Raw genomic sequence first — 17,952 nt, forward strand, 5'->3', positions numbered from 1 at the left:
ATGGCAAAAGTATGTATTTTGGGCGGTGGCTTTATTGGCCGTTTTTACGCCGATTCATTGTGTGGTCGCAGAGGTCGTGATAAAGTTACCGTTGTTTACGCACGAAAAGAGGAAACCGCTATTCGTTTTGCAAAGGATTACTCCGTTCCGCACCAAACGTCCAACATGGAGGAGGCGATTGCACACCCTGAAACAGAATTTGTGGTTATTGCCTTGCCTAATTATCTACATGAAGATGCGGTTAATTTATGTGTCAAACACAAAAAAGCGGTTCTATGCACCAAACCTTTGGGAAGAACGGCCGAGGAGGCCTTGCGCATGACCAATGCCTGCGAAGAAGCAGGTGTATTTGCAGGATATTTGGAAGACTTATGCTATACGCCCAAGTTTTTAAAATCGCTAAAAAGCGTAGAATCTGGCGCCATTGGCCGTATTTTATGGGCAAAGTCGAGAGAGACACACCCGGGTCCGCATTCCGACTGGTTTTGGGATATCCAAAAAGCAGGTGGTGGAGCGGTTTTGGATTTAGGTTGCCATTGCATTGAAATAGCTCGAAATTTTATTGGCAAGGACGTGAAACCGGTGGAGGTGATGTGCTGGGCAGATACACAAGTAAAACCCATCGATGCGGAAGACCATGCCATCGGTTTGGTCAAATATGAAAATGGGGCGATTGGACAATTTGAAGTGTCTTGGACTTTCCGTGGCGGCATGGATTTACGTGATGAAGTGATGGGAACCGAAGGAACCATTTGGATCAATTCCTTTTTACGAACAGGTTTTGAAATGTTTACCAGTGGTGCCGGAGAAAATTATGTGGCCGAAAAGGCAGAAAGTGCTTCCGGCTGGCAGTTCCCAGTTGGAGATGAGGCCCACGAATTGGGCTATACCAATATGTTTGTGGATATGTTTGACGCTTTCGAAAAGGGCGAAAATCCGAGAGAAACTTTCTACGATGGATATGTAGTCAATGCCATCATTGACGCTGCCTATAAATCCGCCAAAACCAAATTATGGGAACCTGTTCAATTGCCCGAATGGCGCGGTCAAACGGGATTAAGCAAGCCTTCCGTTTATACCGAATTTGATGCAGACCATTGGTTCATCAAGGACGAAATTCTGCCCAATGGAGATAAAAAGGTGATTTTGAAACATAAGACTAGCGGGGAGATTATTAGTTATTAGTTATTAGAGTTTAGTTATTAATGCGAATTAAGGGTTGAAATTTCCAATGATTAATCTCTTCCTTTACCGCTTTTGACTTCGATACTTTGGCAATGCGATATCGGAAGTTGAGATAATAAGGAAGGAGGTAATTGGCACCTTTGAGTTAAAGAAGGGATTTGTTTTTTACACAAAAGACACAAAGATTATTCAACCCGACTATTAAGGATGTTTCATTTTAAGAGCGCACAGCCATCGTTAGTAATCACGAAAACATTTTTCAGAAATTAAATAATCTCGAGATGTACGGTTAATCCGACGAAAGATTTGAACGAAGCGGAAGGCGGAGCTTTGACAATGCGCATAGGGTATGTGCGTCAGGGTCAAAGAAAATAGCCGAAAGCGTAGTGAAAATCGGTCAGCTTGCTGATTCGTCTTGGATTAACTGGCAGAAAATAAGTTTTTTTGTTTCTTTTTTTCTAAAAAAAAGAAATGCCATGGAAAATGAATTAACCAATAAATGGCAATGCTATATCGAATGTTGAAGCAATAATGAATATTTCAACCCTTAATTCGCATTATTACCTTTTATCTATTACCTATTACCTTTTACCTATTACCTATTACCTAACACCTCATCCAACCAAATATTCCTTAATCCAATATTATTTCATTAATTTTGCTTTTTGAATTAAATAACCATTATAATGAAGCGTTTATTAGGAAGTATCGTCTTATCCATGTTGACCATTTTTGCCTCCAAGGCCCAATCTGTACAGTCGTCTACGATTTCTGCAGGGGGTTCCACTGTACAAGTCAATGGAAAATATTACAGCCATGTGGTAGGCCAACAAAGTGTGGCGGGCACTGTTACTAGAAATGGTGTAACCATTCGTCAAGGTTTTAAGCAACCCAACCTGTTATTGAAAAGTATCAAAAAGTCGGGTAAAGAAATCAATCCAGCGGAACCGAATCCACTTACCTATACCGTTTACCCAAATCCGTTCAAAGATCAATTGACCATCATAATGTCAGCCAAAACTACCTTGAGCTCGTATTTGGTGATTTACGATATGATTGGAAACGTAAAATTTGAACAAACATTTCCTGAAAATATAGATGAAATCAAATTGGATAAATTTGAAAATTTTAGAGGTGGGAAATACATTATGCACATTGTTCACAAAGGAAATCCTTTTGTCACTACCTTAATTAAAGATGTTGAATAGCCTCTAGACTTTTATGAATCGTTCTCGAATTGCCTTATTGTTACTAGTTATTTTTATTTTTTCAGGAGTTTTCTATTGGTATAAAAATACCTCTACTTCTGCCAGCAAGGAAGAAAATATAGCTAGTCAGATTGTTGAAACCCCCATTTTTGTGGCGGATTCGGCCTACCATTTTATTGATCAACAAGTGGCTTTCGGACCCCGAATTCCCAATTCGGCTGCTCATGAAAAATGCAAGAAATTCCTGATTGAAAAGTTGAAATCTTATGGTTGGACAATCCAAACGCAGCCTTTTTCCGCCAATGATTTCTCTGGTAAAAAGCTTTTTGGAACTAATATCATAGCCCAATTTCAACCTGAAAAAACCAAGCGAATCTTATTAGCCGCCCATTGGGATGCTAGAGCACAAGCGGATAAAGATTCTGTTCGTGTCAATGAAGCGATTGATGCGGCCAACGATGGCGCCAGTGGACCTGGAATTTTATTGGAATTGGCGCGTTTACTTTCGTCTGCTAAGAATAAGCCCAATGTAGGAGTAGATATTGTTTTATTTGACCTAGAAGATAGTGGTAGTTCTGAAGATCCAACGGGGATGTCTTGGGCTTTGGGTTCTCAGTATTGGGCTGCTCATGTATTGCCTGAAAACTACAAACCTTTTTACGGAATTTTATTGGATATGGTTGGTGCCAAAGGTGCAACTTTCCCCACTGAAGGAGGTTCTATGCAATATGCGCCCGGCATTGTCCGCAATGTTTGGTCCATCGCTTCTGAACTAGGATATAACAATTATTTCATTGATCAAGATGGCCCAGGCATTACCGACGATCATACAGCTGTTAATGAAATTGCCAAAATACAAATGATTGATATCGTGGAATTACATCCATCCAGCCCAAATACTTTTGGGGCATATCACCATACGCATCAAGACAATATGTCTATCATCGACAAATCTACGCTGAAAGCCGTGGGTCAAACACTTTTACAAGTTTTATACAGAGAATAATTTCATGGAAGAAGCAGAATTAAAACAAGTTCATCTAAATGATGTCCACGTAGGCTTAGGGGCGAAAATGGTGCCTTTTGCAGGTTATAATATGCCTGTTTTGTACAATAATTTGATCAAAGAACATCTTTGTGTCCGTTCGGGTGTAGGGGTTTTTGATGTTAGCCACATGGGTGAATTCTTTTTGACAGGAGAAAAAGCCTTGGATTTAATTCAATATGTTTGTTCCAACGATGCTTCCAAATTAGTGGACGGAAAGGTTCAATACAGCTGTTTGCCCAATGCAGAAGGCGGTATCGTGGATGATTTATTGGTTTATAAAATCAAGGACCACGAATATTTGTTGGTCGTGAATGCTTCTAACATCGAAAAAGATTGGAACTGGATTTCTTCCCACAATACGTTTGGTGTGGATATGGTGAATCGCAGCGATGAATATAGTCTTTTTGCAGTTCAAGGACCGAAAGCCATTTTGGCTCTCCAAAAATTGACGGAAGTGGATTTGTCGAGCATGGCTTATTACACGTTTAAAATCGGGAAATTGGCTGGATTTGAAGATGTGATCATTTCCAACACAGGTTATACAGGTGCGGGGGGATTTGAAATTTATGTCAAAAATGAACACGCTTTAGCTGTTTGGAATGCTATTTTTGAAGCAGGAGCGGAGTGGGAGATTTTGCCAATTGGCTTAGGCGCCCGCGATACCTTGCGGACTGAAATGGGATATTGTTTATACGGACATGATATTGATGATACGACTTCCCCCATCGAAGCAGGATTGGGTTGGATTACTTCTTTCAACAAAGATTTTATCGCCAAAGATATCCATGCGAAAATCAAAGCGGAAGGTCCATCAAAGAAATTGGTGGGTTTTGAAATGATTGATCGTGGAATTCCTCGTCAGCATTATCCAATTGTGGATGCAAATGGACAAAGCATTGGAGAAGTTACCTCAGGTACACAATCGCCAAGTTTATCCAAAGGTATAGGAATGGGCTATGTTACGGTGGAAAATGCGTCGGTTGGAACAGAAATTTATGTTCAAATTAGAGAAAAGTCCTTGAAGGCGCAGGTCGTTAAATTTCCCTTTATATAAGTAGATTTAAGCATGAGAAAGATTGATGTTTGTTTATCGCCAGATCTAATTCATTTGTATGATTTGAACAACATGGCCGTGGTGGTTGTCGATATTTTTCGGGCTACTTCTTGCATGGTTACAGCATTTGCCCATGGAGCACAAGAAATTGTTCCTGTGGAACAAGTGGAGGTGTGTGAATCGTATCGCGCAAAGGGATATTTAACCTCGGCTGAACGAAATGGAATTACACCAGCCGGTTTTGATTTTGATAATTCCCCCTTCAGTTATCAACAAGATAAAGTAAAAGGTGCCAAAATTTGCGTGACCACTACTAACGGTACAGTAGCTATTCAACGTTCCAAATCTGCTTCGGTAGTTTATGTAGGCGCATTTTTAAATATTTCCAAAGTTGTAGACGCTTTGAAAGAATGGTATGGCGATGCCTTAGTGGTTTGTGCGGGGTGGAAAGGAAAACCCAATTTAGAAGATACGCTTTTTGCAGGAGCGGTGATTGATCGATTACATGGTGATTACCAAGTGGCAGATGATGCCGCTTTAATGGCTTGGAAAGCGTATCATTTGGCAAGTACCGATTTACTTACTTCGGTCAAAAATTCTTCCCACGTGAACCGTTTGTTGGGCTTGGGTATCGAAAAAGACATTTCATTTTGTCTAGAAATGGACAAATATGCCGTCTTACCCAAATTAGTGGGAGACGCCTTAATTCTTGTATAATTTTAATGTATCATTTTGATTTAATTATAAATTGTATAATTTTAAGAAAAATTATTCTTTTTTGATAACCATAAAAAACAATCTATTATGAAAATTTTATCACAAATCCCGAGTATCCTCCTAGCATTTTTGTTTCTATTTGGCGGATTAAATTTCTTTTTTGGTTTTGTTCCTAATCCTCCCATGACCGGTAATCCAGCAAAATTCATGGAGTTATTTGGCGGAACAGGTTATATGAATGTTATTAAGGTTTTAGAAGTTATTGGCGGTGCTTTAATTTTAATGCCAAACAAAAGAGCCTTGGCTTTGGTAATTTTGACACCCATTGTTGTCAATATTTTATTGTTTGAAATTTTTATTTCCAATGAGCCAAGTGTAGGAATTGTGTTAGCTATTTTATCTGCTATCGCCATATTTCAAGAAAAAGATAAATTCAAGGGTATTATTTAATCCATTTTCATGCATATAGTTATTTGCCCTGATAAATTCAAAGGTTCATTATCTGCCAAACAAGTTTGTGAAGCAATTGAATCAGGAATTCATCAGGGTAATTTTTTGGCTGATATCATCCAATTACCTTTAGCAGATGGCGGAGAAGGCACTTTGGAAGTTCTTCAATCGGTTCTAGGGGGTGAAATGATCAAATTGTCCGTGCTTGATCCTCTTTTTAGGCCCATTTTAGCCGATTATTTGTGGCTAGAATCCGATAAAAAGGCATTTATTGAAATGTCTAGAGCGTCTGGATTAGCCTTGTTGACAACAGACGAGCGCAATGCCTTAAAAACCACAAGTTTTGGTACGGGACAACTCATTCTGCATGCCATAGAAAGGGGTGCCCAACAAATTGTTTTGACCATAGGCGGTTCGGCTACCAATGATGCCGGTATGGGAATGGCAGCCGCTTTGGGTTTTCGTTTTTTGGATCAATACGGGGACGAGCTTAGCCCAATAGGTGAAAATTTAGCGCATATCCATCAAATTATTCCTTCTAATCAATTACATGATTTACGGCAAGTAGATTTTCAAGTAGCAACCGATGTTGAAAATCCTCTCTTTGGGCCGGAAGGTGCAGCCTTTGTTTTTGCGGAACAAAAAGGAGCGGACACGGAGTCTATTCAATATTTAGACAAATGTCTAATAAATATAGCTCAATTTTTTGACCAAGCGGAACCTATTTCTCAAATTCCAGGTGCGGGAGCGGCTGGTGGGCTTGGAGCGGGAGCGATGTATTTCCTACAAGCTGAGAAAATTTCAGGTTCTACCATGGTATTAAATGCGGTGAATTTTGATCAGCATTTGGCTTGGGCGGAACTTGTTATTACCGGAGAAGGAAAAATAGATGAACAAACCTGGTACGGGAAGTTAGTCGCAGAAGTTCTAAAAAGAACCCAAAAGGCCGGGAAGAAGTCTTTGCTTGTTTGTGGCATACAAGATCATATGAATCTAATTCCAACAGAATTCAAAGATATTCCAGTGTTATCTGTGGCCAATAAAGCTAAAAATGCATCCGATTCAATGTTGAATGCGGGTACCTATTTGAAGGAATATTTTAGTGAGAAATCGCCTTTGGAATATCTTTCGCAGTGAAATAAACGTGAACAGGACTCGTAGGATCCACCTGTTCAGAAATGGCAAAATAGCCTGTTCCTTTTTTGGAAAAGGCAATCGCTTCTCCTTGGGGTTCTTGCACACTCGGCACCACAAAAGGTTTTCGGCTTAAGGCATCAGGAATGGATTCGTACTTGTTTTTTTTCCAATAATACACATCCAAGTAATTCCGAATGATGATTTCATCGTTGTTTCTAGAAATATCCGCCGCCGTGATGTAATACAATTTCTGTAAAATGGGTAGATCTGAATTAGGTCTTGAAAAATCTAATTTCATGATAAAATCTGCTTCCACTATCTCATTCTTTTTAAATGCGCGATTCGGAATTCGATAAAGTCGTTTTTTGTCCTCTCTTTTCGAAATCAGATAAATATCGCCATTCAATTGATCCACAAACATGGCTTCCAAATCCCTGGAACCACCGGGTAGTTCAAATTGTATCGTTTGAATATTTTTAATAATGCCGGTATAAAATTCGATTGAATTACTTTTTGGCTCTCTAAATCGATGAATTTGGTAAATAGGTACGTTGGCATTATTGTCGCCAATATCACCTACATAGATGTAATTTTTTCCTTTGGGATTCTTCCAATATGCCAATGCTTCCCAATCGCGATTTTGAATTCCTTTGAGAAAAAATTCTGATCGTCCCCCTCCATATTGATCGATCAGAAAGATTCTATTTAAATCATTGGAATCATTGATGACCCATAAACTATCAGGATGTTCTTCGGATGCGACCAAACCTGAAGCCTCATTGATTTCTAAATTTTCCAGAATACCTTTGTCCTCGGTCTCTTTAAAACTCACCGATTTCAAAAAGCCATTGATCAAACTCTCCGATTGTCCAGAACGAATAAAAAGGCAAAGCAAAACCAAATACAGGTAATAAATTTTTCTCATTCTAAAAGACTTCCAACCACAATAAAACCCCTGACGCCGCTGTCATAATCAATAAGGCTAAAAAGCCCAAAATATTAGTGGTACGGTCGTTGACAAATTCCCCCATGATGGCTTTATTGTTTGAAATATGCAAGATAATCGCAATTAAAACCGGCGCGGTGACTCCATATAAAATGGCGGTATAAATTAATGCTTGGATAGGGGAAATTCCTACATAATTAAGCGTTAATCCCAATACCAAGGAAACAGCAATGACCGTATAAAATCCCTTTGCTTCGTGAAATTTTTTGTCCAAACCTTGTTCTAAACCAAAGGTTTCCGCAAAAATATAGGACAAAGATCCACTTAATACGGGAATCGCAATGAGACCTGTTCCAATGACACCCGTGGCAAAAAGTAAATAAGCAAAATTTCCTGCCAATGGTTTTAAAGCTAAAGCCGCTTGTTCCACCGTATCAATTTGCCTAATTCCTGCATTATACAAAACAGTACCCGTGGTTAAAATGATGAAATACATGACAAATCCGGAGAAGGTCATTCCAAAATCTACATCCATGTTTACCTCCGAAATAATCTTTTTATTGACAATCAAATGTTTCTTTTTATGGTTTTCTTCCACCTCCACCGAGGCTTGCCAAAAGAATAAATACGGAGAAATGGTCGTTCCCAAAATACCTACTAAGATCGCCATAAATTCCTTGGTGAATTCAATTTTTGGGATAACAGTCGCTTTCGCAATGGCTATAAAATCTTGTTTATAAAGGAACGGAACAATAAAGTAGACCAACATGGCTATGCACAAATACTTCAAAATGGATGCGATTTTAGCATAAGGCAAATAAATAATGAGTCCCAAGAGCAACACGGTAAAAAAGACACTAAAATACGTCGCATCAATCGCGGGGAATAATAAATTACCTACCGCACCCATTCCAGCTATATCCGCCCCGATGTTTAAAATAATGGCAGGGAAACTAAAAAGTAACATGATGTACAAAATTGGACGTGGGTAATGCTTTTTCAATGTACCCGTTAATCCTTGATTGGTCACCAAACCAATTTTTGCACACATTTTTTGAATGGCCGACATGAGTGGAAATGCCAAAATGGCTGTCCAAAGAGTAGAAAGCCCGAAAGCGGCTCCTGCCTGAGAATACGTTGCAATGCCTGAAGGGTCATCATCGCTGGCTCCAGTTACTAATCCTGGACCTAAAACTTTCCAAAATTTGGCCAGTTTAGGAAAATGTTTTTTGGAGCTGCTCATAAATTTGTGCGAAAATACTTGTTTTGGTAAAGTACGGAATGTTGGCCGACTTATAAGCTATTACAAATAATATAATAATGCCACAGCTGCCACTCCAATAACTAACCAAATAATTCCATTCAATCGCCTCTTTTTTAGAAAAAGCAATAGAATAAGTCCCGAAAGTGAAATAATTGTCATAAAAATGGCTGAAAAATCAATCACCCAAGCCCAAGCTTTTCCAGTGTCTCTGCCTTTATGTAAATCATTCAAAAAAGCAATCGTTCCTAATTCTCGAGTGCTTAATTGGAACTTACCATCTTCTCTTTGAATAAAAACATCGGCGGTATAACCAGGTCCTTGAAAGGAAATAGAAACCTCTCGCTCATCTATTCGGAAATCATTAACCAATCCTTTGACATGATAATCCTTTCTAAATAATTCAACAATTTCTAATTTTTTAATTTTCGCCGTATCGGAAACATTTACCCAATTGACTCTCAATTTCCCTTCCTGCTCCTTTAAAACTTCTTTTTCAGGAAACCAATCCAGGTGATTCAAGGTTAAGCCTGTCACCGAAAAAAATAGCACGATGATAAAACTAAACATGGACAAATATATGTGTAACCACCTAGACCAGTTGGATAGCCAATTTTTCCAATTTCCTTTTTTCATAATCTTATTACTTCGATGTGAAATTTAATTTGGCAGTAGAAATTTCTTCGTTGCCTGTAAATGAAGCGGTTTTTGCTTTGTCATCAAATTTCATCGACTGCTTCATCAATTGATAACTTCCATGTTCCCTCGCTGCTTCAATCACTACGGTGTAATTACCTTGGTTGACGTATTGTCCCGCGTCATTTTTTCCATCCCACACCAATGAATATTTGCCTGCACCACGTGTCGCTCCTGTGATTGAACTAATGTTAAAATCTGCATTTCTTGAACCAGATGACCAATATCTCAAATCCACCAACCATCTTGGTTTTCTATACCAAAGTGCAATGCGGCGAATAGGATTATTATTTTCATCTTCGATCCAAATGGCAACATAAGGTCTTCTGGCGTATCCTCCCAAATCAGCTATTTCTAAGTCGATGGAACATTCCATTTTAGGATTCCACACCTTATCTTTTAACTGAACAAAGGAGATGGACGATTGCTCTTCTTTGGCTAATGCTGGCCATGTGTCACTTTGAAATTGATTACCTGATTGGTCTACAATCAAATAATCGGCCTGATTGAATTTATTGGCCAATGAAATGGATTCATTCAAAGATAAAATATTGAAAGCAGTAGCTAAGGCACCTGCAGTAACTGCATTTTCATGGATCACCGTTGCACTCGCAATTTGGTCAGCCGGCTTTCCTGTTTCTGGATTGATGATGTGCGACAAATGTTCGCCATTCATTTCAACCCCTCTTCGGTAATTTCCACTGGAGGCAATCGTTTTATTGTTTAATTCAACCATCGAAATTGGCGCCGCATTTTCATAAGAGGCCTGTGGGTCAGCTACCTTCACTTTTTCATTCATATCCCCTTTCACAACGATATCCCCTCCGATATTGACCACAATTCCTTCTACGCCTTCCGATGCAAGGGCTAAATCCGCCACTTTTTCAGCTACATATAATTTGGTAAACGTATGTAATTTTAAATCTGCCTCCGAAGTTTTCGTCAAATTGTTCCCCTCAATTTCCCAATGATTTTCTTGAACCTTCTCAATGATAGCATTCAATTCCGACTCAGTAGGTTGTATGCCTGTTTTACTTGCTTTTTCCCAAAGTTGGGTTAATTCTTCGCTTGCCGGATTAATCGCTCCATTGGTTTCTTTTTTCCAAAAATCAAATGTGTTGGCGATTTCAATCAGTTCCTTCGAAACTTCCAATTTTTGCTGATAAGTATTTTTCCATTGGGCAAACTCATTCGTTTCACCATAACTTCCTAAAATTTGTTGAAGTCTACGTAATTCTGCTAACACTTTGTGTTCCGCATGCTGTGCATTTTCGTAGGAGTTGGCAACAATTTTTAAGTCGAGGGAAGTGCCTAAAACGGCTTCAAATTCGGAAAGTAAAATGCCTTTTGAATGTTCGGTGGCTTGATTCGGAAGAGCGGATAAAATCCCGGATAATCCTATTGAAAGAATATGCATAGTGTTTTGATTTATTAAAAGCCCAAAACTAAGGTGCTTTTGGCATACCGATAGAAATTTAAGACCAAATTTAGATTTTTGTCTACCAGCCTTCTATTTTAAGATTAATTAACTTTTCGCAAAACAACAGCGCATCCCCCGCCTCTTTGTAAACGGAAGTTCATTTTGGACTTGGAGGTCACTAACCGTTTTTCAATGCTATACGCTTCTGGATTTTTTTCAAAATCTGCGGCCTCCGCATCCATGTAAAGCGTGGCTTCGTAAATCTTATCTGGGTCTAAAAAATCTAAATCAAATGACATATTTCTGGCTGTGGCGTTGGTAATGGAACCAATAAACCAAGCATCTTTTCCTTTTTCTTTCCGAGCGATCGTCACAAATTCACCAGGTTCTGCCAATAAAACTTTGGTATCGTCCCAATCTACAGGAACTTCTTTAATGAACTGAAAGGCATCCAAATATTTCTCGTAATTTTCAGGCAGATCCGCTGCCATTTGTAATGGACTATAAATCGTTACGTACAAGGCCAATTGTTTGGCCAAAGTGGAACGTACTTTGGTCGTTCTAAGACTATCAAATTGGTTCAATGACATATGAAACAAGCCTGGGGTATAATCCATTGGGCCGCCCATCAAACGAGTAAATGGCAAAATGGTTGTATGTTCCGCATTGATTCCCAAGGTCGGTGCATTGTTAAATTCCGACCCTCTAGCTGCTTCTGCCGCCATCCAATTGGGAAAAGTTCGGTGTAAACCAGTTGGGTGAACCGATTCATGCGAATCCACCATTATTTTATAATTCGCCGCTTTTTCTGCTGTTCGATGATAGTGATTCACCATCCATTGTCCATCATGATGTTCACCACGGGGGATGATTTTTCCTACGTAACCTGTTTTAACCACGTCCATGTTTTTGGATAACATGTATTGAAATGCGCTATCCATTCTACGGTCATAATTGGTGACAGATCCAGCAGTTTCATGGTGCATGATCAGCTTTAAGCCTTTCGATTTGGCATAGTTTGTTAAGCTGTCGATTTGATAATCGGGGTAAGGACTCACAAAATCAAATACTTCCTCTTTCCAATTTCCAAACCAATCTTCCCAACCTTTGTTCCAACCTTCCACTAAAACTCCTTGAAATCCATGTTTCGCAGCAAAGTCGATGTATTTTTTCACATTTTCGGTGTTTGCTCCATGCTTTCCACTTGCCAAAGGCCAATTGGCTTTTCCAATGTGCATTTCCCACCACATTCCCATAAATTTTTGGGGTTTGATCCAGGTCGAATCTTGAATTTTGCTGGGTTCATTGAGGTTTAAAATCGTTTTGGAGGCCAAGATTTGTTCAGCCTTGTTGGAAATAATGAGGGTTCTCCAAGGTGTTTGGAAGGGCGTTTGTAAATAGGCTTTATTTCCGACTGCATCAGGAACCAAGGTGGAAGTAAATTCCGTCCCTGTTACTTTCAAATGCATGGCTGGATAATTGATCAAAGCAGCTTCATGGATATTGATGTAAACTCCTTCCGCCGACTTCATCATTAGCGGAGTTTGGACATAATTTTTCCCAATCAATGAGTTAACAGCAATGTCTTTTTCTTTGGCAGCAGCTGCGATGGCATCAATTTCTGAAATTTTGGTTCGCTGATAGGTGTATTCGTTGGTATCATAATCGCCAGGAATCCAAAAGGCATTGTAGTCGCCAGACATATTAAAGCTTGACCACTCGTTGTCCAAAATAAAATGTTTCAGATTTTCTTGTTCCGGGAAATAATATCGAAAGGCAACTCCGTCATTAAAAATACGGAAGATAACATCGAACAATATATTTGATTCTTTTAAATGGAGTGTGATTTCTTTGTAATGATTTTGAATTTCTTTCACTTCACCCCAAACAGGTTTCCAAGTGCTTTGATGTTCTAGTGAATCTATTTTGACAATTTGGAATTTCTTGCATTCGATCAAAGGCTTTTTCAAACTAAAGCCAATGCCAGAAAGAGCAACAACCTCCTTGTTTTGCAAAGAAATTTGGTATTTAATACTTCTATCGGGTGCTTGAATGATTTGCATGGCGATGTGTCCGTTGGGACTTGCCATTTTATAAAAATTTTGAGCAAATAGTGGGGCGCTCAATAACAGGAATGCAAGTAGTTTATACATGCCCAAAATTAATAAAATTTATCCTAATTGTGTAGCTAAAATTAGCCCATGTAAGTAGTTTGAACCGTATACTCCTTTGGGTCACAAAATCCAGAGACCATGATATTTTGAGCAATGGTCCAAGCATGTCCTTCAATTTTCCCTTCATTATTTTTTTTAAAGCCCACAAAAACCGTGTAAGGAACTTGGTATTTTTTTAAAAGGACGGAAGCAAGCCAGGCTTGATGCCGACACATAAATTCCCAAGGAATGTATTTCGTTAGAACTTTGATGACAAATCGAACACCTAAAATAATGGCAATAAAATCTGGCTTTTCAGGCTTTAAATGGGTATTTGAATCACCAAAACGAGCATGTTTGGGTGAAAATCTAAACAAAAAATAGGAGTAGACGGATAGGGAAAGTCCGAAAAACAATAATTTTCTTCTGAGCGGAGTGATCTGAAATAAAAGGAAAAATTTGGATAACATGTTATTCAATAAATCCTTTTTCTTGTAAAATATTAATGGAATTTTCCACGGATTTTCGACAAGCATCTGCATCAATGTCAAATTCTTCCAACAAATTTTCCACGATTTGATCTACGCTCATTTCGTTTTGAATGCCCAAAACTATTTTGGTAAAAGTATCATTGGTACTAAAATATTCATTGGATTCAACATTGAACAAAACACCTTCGTCCCCTAATTGAGTGAATAACACTTTCTCTTCATTGATTATGTACATAAAAGATAATTTAATGCCAATAACCGAAATGTTTCATCATTTCTTCATTGACTTGTTTGATTAATTCTATTTGTTCTTCTGTTAAAAGTGATTTGCCATAATTCATTTCTCCTTTGTTAAAGAAAAATTTAGTTTGTTTACTTTTCTCCCGAAAACCTTTTTCTTCTTCTTGTTTGCGCAAATTTTCAAATTTGGTCATTTCCAAAGCTTGATGAATTTGCTCATCTGAATAATCTAATTCCATGAATGCAATCGCTTTTTTGAATGTTTCAAAGGAATTCATTTTCATGTCTTCATAACGAAGAAACAAAACAGGGAATTGAGGACGTTCTAACCAACTTTTGACATGTTCATTCCATGTGCCTAAATGTTGGTAAAATTGATTCGCCGCAAGGTTTTTTTTCTTTTTTGTATTGATAAAAGATGCTTGAGAATCATTGATAAATTTAACGGTTTCTTCGATATTTTTTCCACTGTGATTAGCCAATGATGGCACAACATCAAAGGGATGACGAACAAAATACAAAGCTTTGAAAGTAGCTTCTTCAGGGACTAATGGGGTTTTTTCCGTATTTGGCAAAAAATCAAAGGCATCATGAATTTTGACAAATTGCTTTTTTGAGGATTTTTGGGAAACGTATTTCCACGCAAGACCTTGGTATTTTTCTATTTCATGCTGATGAAGTTCATCTGCTTCTACATCCAAGGTATATTCCAAATTTTCTTTACCCGAAAATATGCCATCGGTTTTCAACTCATTGATATTGAATATGGCTTCATCTGTTTTTAAGGCAGTCAAAAAGGTTCTAAACCAGGTATTACCTGATTTAGGATAGGAGGCCAGCCAAATGATATTATTCAATGTCCCCATTTAATTTGAAAATAATTTCTTGCTCTATGGCAGTGGAGAACTCTTGAAAAGTCGCTTCACTTTTAGGCCTTTTGGCTAAATAAGATGGAACATGTTGACTGATTTTGGATACCAATTTGAATTGCGGAATTTGTTTTTTCATTCCAATGATCCACTGTTTCCGATACACATTATTGCCTAAATGAAGAAATACATCTTTTGTTTTGAGGGCTTCGATTTTCAATTCTTCTGACTGATTATTTAAAAAGACCAAAGCCGCGACTTCCATTTTTTGATGGGAAAATTTATCTCCCAAGGTGATTCCAAATTTGCTCATTCCTGGTCTCAATTCATATCCATCTTTGGTGTCGTATTGTTCGCTGGCTTTGATGGAATTTTCCCACAAACGCATAATGGGATAGGAAGGAGTGGCAAAGCATTTGCCATCTTTTACCTCCAAGAGTACCGTATCATCGGAAAAAACGGGGTATCCTTTTTTTTCTAAAAATACCGCGGTAGTTGATTTCCCGGTTCTGGAAGGAGCGGGGAACAGAATAATTTGATGGTCGTTGATTTTTACTCCAGAGGCATGAAAGGGTATCAAATTTCTTTGAAACAACACTGCTGCCAAAGCATTGGAATAAAAGAAAAGCAAAACCTCTGATTCATTGGAAGAAACAGGCTCTATGATGATTTCTTCTCCATTTCGGATGTAGTAATTTGCTACATCTGGAATTTGGTAAAGAAATTCGTTGTCATTAAAAGTAGAAAAAGGTTTTTCTTCTAAGGGGGGATTTTCTAGACTTAGCGGGACTTGCCCCCAAGCCAGTCGGATTGGCCGACTTAATTCTTCGGTGTTCTGAATGGGTTCAATCCCCGGAAGGGTAATTTCGGATTGAATCCACTGTCCGAAAAATAGGTAATTATTCAATTTAGAAAATTTTTGTATGGACTAAAAGTTAAGAGGACAGGTTTCCATCTAATTCGTTTAAAAGTCCAAAAGGATTTAAGGCTTCAATCGTAATCTGCTCAATTAGAGGTTCTAACCAAGCTTTTTTTATTTCATTTTCCATGAATTCTATGAATTAATTTGATCGATGTCCATCAATGGCGCTAAAGGATTTAGGCTATCAATGTCGAGGGGTTCAATGGCTGGCTCTTGCCAAGTTTTTTTGCTTTTCATATTTTTAACTCCCTTGTACCATTGATGAACTTTCAGAAGGTTGAGCCGCTTTACCATTTGTAATTGTTATGATTGTTAACTCTGGCTCCTGCCAAGTTTTTTTGTTGGATTGTGTTTGATTTTCCATGTTGTTATAATTAAGAACAATTTATTTAGAGGCAATTTAAATAATTATTTTAATTGGGTTGCTAAATCTTAGGATTTTTCTCTTTTACAGAGATAATCTTTGTGCCGTTGTGTTAAAAAAAAAGAATGATTTCAACACCAAGTTCACCAAGGGTTGCTTTCGAATTATTTACGATTCCAATATTCCATTTGATGCTTCGGGTAGGTTAACTGTTGCTCCTCTTGAGATAATACCTTATTTGAAAAATAGGTAATTATTTAAAATGGTAATGGCTGATATTTAGAACGATGAAATTTATAATTTCAAGCCCTTGCCATTTTATGATGTCATAATCCATCTATCACTGTCTTCGACAGTCGTTAAATTCGACCCTCCTAAAATGTTTATACTTTTTAACTCAGGCTCCTGCCAAGTTTTTTTGTTGTTTTCTGATTGATTTTCCATGTTGATATAATTATGAACAATTAATTTTAAAACAATTTAAATAATTATTTTAATTGGTTTGTTACATCTTAGGATTTTTCTCTTTTTCAGAGATAATCTTTGTGCCGTTGTGTTAAAAAAAAAGAATGATTTCAACACCAAGTTCACCAAGGGTTGCTTTCGAATTATTTACGATTCCAATATTCCATTTGATGCTTCGGGTAGGTTAACTGTTGCTCCACTAGTAATATTTAAAGAATTAATTTTCGGCTCTAGCCAAGATTTTTTTAATAAATCTGATAGGAATTCATTATTGTCCAATTCTATGATAAGCTCTTGACCGGTTTACTTATGAAGGAATAAAATTAAATTCATTTTCGACATAATATTCAGCCTGGCCACCCAATAATTTTAAATCGTTGATTTCAGGTTCTTGCCATGTTTTTTTGTCAGTTGAATCTATCATGATTTTTAGTATTGATTATGAATTAATGTAATAAAATCCAACTTCGGCTGTCGCAGCGCGATCTCCGTTATTAATTTCAATGTTTATGATTTCAGGCTCCTGCCATGTTTTTTTTTTTGTTTTCGGATTGAATTTGCACGATGATTTAATTTAGAATTATTTATTTAACTGTAATGTAGCTAATTATTCATTTATTCCTACCATGGTTTGGGGCGTTCTGAATAGAAAGAACATTTTTCTTTTTAAAAGATAATCTTTGTGCCGTTGTGTTAAAAAACAAACGTTGGTTTTCACATTAAATGATCATCTAACTTTAAGAATGCGCAAAAGTTCCAGCTTCAGAGTTGTCCTGTACCAGGCCACCCAAAATAGCTATACTTGTTAACTCTGGCTCTTGCCAGGTTTTTTTGGGGTTTTCTAACTGATTTTGCATGAAGATTTAATCAAGAACGATGGATTTATCACAACTTAACTAATTATTGGTGTATTCTTGACATGCCTTTGGGGTATTGAAGTCGAAATGTCCTTTTTTTAAAGACTGATCTTGCTTGAGATAAAAACAAGAAGATTTTTTTAGCAAGTATAAGCCAGCTAGAAAATCAGTCGAGCTAAATAATGGTGTTTTATGAACCTATGGGTATTCCATTTAAAAAGGTTTCACCTGTTCCTGGTGGTAACCCTCCAGAAATTTCCACAGATTTTAGAATTGGCTCTTGCCAAGGTTTCTTTTCGTTATTTTCTTGATTTTGCATTCAATATTTAATTTAGAACCTTTAAATGTACATATAAAAAAAATTAGAATTGGTATTGAGAAACCAAAATACAATTTTTCAACTTACTCTTAAGCCTTTCTACTTATGCTAGTTTTCTCTTTTTGTGAAGCGCTACACCTTTACATAGTT

Annotated in this window: 18 protein-coding genes; 7 read left to right on the forward strand and 11 right to left on the reverse strand. The window is 37.6% G+C overall.

Features of this window, described 5'->3' with window-relative positions:
- The 7 genes from V7S76_RS08630 (at position 1) to V7S76_RS08660 (ending at position 6,799) form a co-directional block, all read left to right on the forward strand.
- Positions 1–1,185, forward strand: a complete 1,185-nt coding sequence (locus tag V7S76_RS08630) for a Gfo/Idh/MocA family protein (protein WP_459509684.1) — start codon at positions 1–3, stop codon at positions 1,183–1,185.
- 686 nt (positions 1,186–1,871) lie between these two features.
- Positions 1,872–2,393 (forward strand): T9SS type A sorting domain-containing protein, encoded by a 522-nt coding sequence (locus V7S76_RS08635; protein WP_459509685.1) that lies wholly within the window; start codon positions 1,872–1,874, stop codon positions 2,391–2,393.
- 13 nt (positions 2,394–2,406) lie between these two features.
- Positions 2,407–3,399, forward strand: coding sequence for a M28 family peptidase (locus tag V7S76_RS08640; RefSeq protein WP_459509686.1), 993 nt, complete (start codon positions 2,407–2,409; stop codon positions 3,397–3,399).
- Positions 3,400–3,403: 4 nt separating this feature from the next.
- Positions 3,404–4,495 (forward strand): glycine cleavage system aminomethyltransferase GcvT, encoded by a 1,092-nt coding sequence (gene gcvT, locus V7S76_RS08645; protein WP_459509687.1) that lies wholly within the window; start codon positions 3,404–3,406, stop codon positions 4,493–4,495.
- A 12-nt stretch (positions 4,496–4,507) separates the two neighbouring features.
- Entirely contained in the window at positions 4,508–5,212 is a 705-nt protein-coding gene (locus tag V7S76_RS08650) for a 2-phosphosulfolactate phosphatase (protein WP_459509688.1), read from the forward strand.
- Positions 5,213–5,299: 87 nt separating this feature from the next.
- On the forward strand, positions 5,300–5,662 hold the full coding sequence (locus V7S76_RS08655; RefSeq protein WP_459509689.1) for a hypothetical protein: 363 nt from the start codon (positions 5,300–5,302) through the stop codon (positions 5,660–5,662).
- 9 nt (positions 5,663–5,671) lie between these two features.
- On the forward strand, positions 5,672–6,799 hold the full coding sequence (locus V7S76_RS08660; protein WP_459509690.1) for a glycerate kinase: 1,128 nt from the start codon (positions 5,672–5,674) through the stop codon (positions 6,797–6,799).
- Here the strand turns inward: V7S76_RS08660 and V7S76_RS08665 are convergent.
- The 11 genes from V7S76_RS08665 to V7S76_RS08715 all read right to left on the reverse strand — a co-directional run bounded on the left by V7S76_RS08665 (position 6,762) and on the right by V7S76_RS08715 (position 17,802).
- Positions 6,762–7,724 carry a hypothetical protein gene (locus V7S76_RS08665; RefSeq protein ID WP_459509691.1) on the reverse strand — a complete coding sequence of 321 codons (963 nt, stop codon included), beginning with the start codon at positions 7,722–7,724 and terminating at the stop codon, positions 6,762–6,764. The genes V7S76_RS08660 and V7S76_RS08665 overlap by 38 nt on opposite strands.
- Before the next feature lies 1 nt (position 7,725).
- Complete coding sequence (locus V7S76_RS08670) at positions 7,726–8,988, reverse strand: NRAMP family divalent metal transporter (protein WP_459509692.1); 1,263 nt, start codon at positions 8,986–8,988, stop codon at positions 7,726–7,728.
- Positions 8,989–9,048: 60 nt separating this feature from the next.
- A complete protein-coding gene (locus V7S76_RS08675; protein ID WP_459509693.1) occupies positions 9,049–9,642 on the reverse strand; it encodes a PepSY-associated TM helix domain-containing protein in 594 nt (197 codons plus the stop codon).
- A gap of 7 nt (positions 9,643–9,649) precedes the next feature.
- Positions 9,650–11,119: a DUF2271 domain-containing protein gene (locus V7S76_RS08680; RefSeq protein WP_459509694.1), complete on the reverse strand. Its 1,470-nt coding sequence runs from the start codon at positions 11,117–11,119 to the stop codon at positions 9,650–9,652.
- 104 nt (positions 11,120–11,223) lie between these two features.
- Complete coding sequence (locus V7S76_RS08685; RefSeq protein WP_459509695.1) at positions 11,224–13,275, reverse strand: glycoside hydrolase family 97 protein; 2,052 nt, start codon at positions 13,273–13,275, stop codon at positions 11,224–11,226.
- Positions 13,276–13,316: 41 nt separating this feature from the next.
- Positions 13,317–13,745, reverse strand: coding sequence for a lasso peptide biosynthesis B2 protein (locus tag V7S76_RS08690; protein WP_459509696.1), 429 nt, complete (start codon positions 13,743–13,745; stop codon positions 13,317–13,319).
- Between the two features lies 1 nt (position 13,746).
- Positions 13,747–14,001, reverse strand: a complete 255-nt coding sequence (locus V7S76_RS08695; RefSeq protein ID WP_459509697.1) for a PqqD family protein — start codon at positions 13,999–14,001, stop codon at positions 13,747–13,749.
- 10 nt (positions 14,002–14,011) lie between these two features.
- The gene (locus tag V7S76_RS08700; RefSeq protein WP_459509698.1) at positions 14,012–14,872 is read right to left on the reverse strand and encodes a sulfotransferase domain-containing protein; all 861 of its coding nucleotides are present in this window, start codon (positions 14,870–14,872) and stop codon (positions 14,012–14,014) included.
- Positions 14,856–15,782, reverse strand: coding sequence for a phosphoenolpyruvate carboxykinase (ATP) (locus V7S76_RS08705; RefSeq protein ID WP_459509699.1), 927 nt, complete (start codon positions 15,780–15,782; stop codon positions 14,856–14,858). The genes V7S76_RS08700 and V7S76_RS08705 overlap by 17 nt, the downstream gene beginning before the upstream one ends.
- Before the next feature lie 256 nt (positions 15,783–16,038).
- Positions 16,039–16,161, reverse strand: coding sequence for a hypothetical protein (locus tag V7S76_RS08710; protein ID WP_459509700.1), 123 nt, complete (start codon positions 16,159–16,161; stop codon positions 16,039–16,041).
- 1,512 nt (positions 16,162–17,673) lie between these two features.
- Positions 17,674–17,802, reverse strand: coding sequence for a hypothetical protein (locus V7S76_RS08715; RefSeq protein ID WP_459509701.1), 129 nt, complete (start codon positions 17,800–17,802; stop codon positions 17,674–17,676).
- Between the last annotated feature and the right edge of the window lie 150 nt (positions 17,803–17,952).

The organism is Aquirufa sp. ROCK2-A2 (assembly GCF_054558485.1).

Excerpts from the sequence above, each read along its gene's own strand:
- V7S76_RS08630 (WP_459509684.1), top strand. The coding sequence starts at position 1 with ATGGCAAAAGTATGTATTTTGGGCGGTGGCTTTATTGGCCGTTTTTAC.
- V7S76_RS08635 (WP_459509685.1), top strand. The coding sequence starts at position 1,872 with ATGAAGCGTTTATTAGGAAGTATCGTCTTATCCATGTTGACCATTTTT.
- V7S76_RS08640 (WP_459509686.1), top strand. The coding sequence starts at position 2,407 with ATGAATCGTTCTCGAATTGCCTTATTGTTACTAGTTATTTTTATTTTT.
- gcvT (WP_459509687.1), top strand. The coding sequence starts at position 3,404 with ATGGAAGAAGCAGAATTAAAACAAGTTCATCTAAATGATGTCCACGTA.
- V7S76_RS08650 (WP_459509688.1), top strand. The coding sequence starts at position 4,508 with ATGAGAAAGATTGATGTTTGTTTATCGCCAGATCTAATTCATTTGTAT.
- V7S76_RS08655 (WP_459509689.1), top strand. The coding sequence starts at position 5,300 with ATGAAAATTTTATCACAAATCCCGAGTATCCTCCTAGCATTTTTGTTT.
- V7S76_RS08660 (WP_459509690.1), top strand. The coding sequence starts at position 5,672 with ATGCATATAGTTATTTGCCCTGATAAATTCAAAGGTTCATTATCTGCC.
- V7S76_RS08665 (WP_459509691.1), bottom strand. The coding sequence starts at position 7,724 with ATGAGAAAAATTTATTACCTGTATTTGGTTTTGCTTTGCCTTTTTATT.
- V7S76_RS08670 (WP_459509692.1), bottom strand. The coding sequence starts at position 8,988 with ATGAGCAGCTCCAAAAAACATTTTCCTAAACTGGCCAAATTTTGGAAA.
- V7S76_RS08675 (WP_459509693.1), bottom strand. The coding sequence starts at position 9,642 with ATGAAAAAAGGAAATTGGAAAAATTGGCTATCCAACTGGTCTAGGTGG.
- V7S76_RS08680 (WP_459509694.1), bottom strand. The coding sequence starts at position 11,119 with ATGCATATTCTTTCAATAGGATTATCCGGGATTTTATCCGCTCTTCCG.
- V7S76_RS08685 (WP_459509695.1), bottom strand. The coding sequence starts at position 13,275 with ATGTATAAACTACTTGCATTCCTGTTATTGAGCGCCCCACTATTTGCT.
- V7S76_RS08690 (WP_459509696.1), bottom strand. The coding sequence starts at position 13,745 with ATGTTATCCAAATTTTTCCTTTTATTTCAGATCACTCCGCTCAGAAGA.
- V7S76_RS08695 (WP_459509697.1), bottom strand. The coding sequence starts at position 14,001 with ATGTACATAATCAATGAAGAGAAAGTGTTATTCACTCAATTAGGGGAC.
- V7S76_RS08700 (WP_459509698.1), bottom strand. The coding sequence starts at position 14,872 with ATGGGGACATTGAATAATATCATTTGGCTGGCCTCCTATCCTAAATCA.
- V7S76_RS08710 (WP_459509700.1), bottom strand. The coding sequence starts at position 16,161 with ATGGAAAATCAAACACAATCCAACAAAAAAACTTGGCAGGAGCCAGAG.
- V7S76_RS08715 (WP_459509701.1), bottom strand. The coding sequence starts at position 17,802 with ATGCAAAATCAAGAAAATAACGAAAAGAAACCTTGGCAAGAGCCAATT.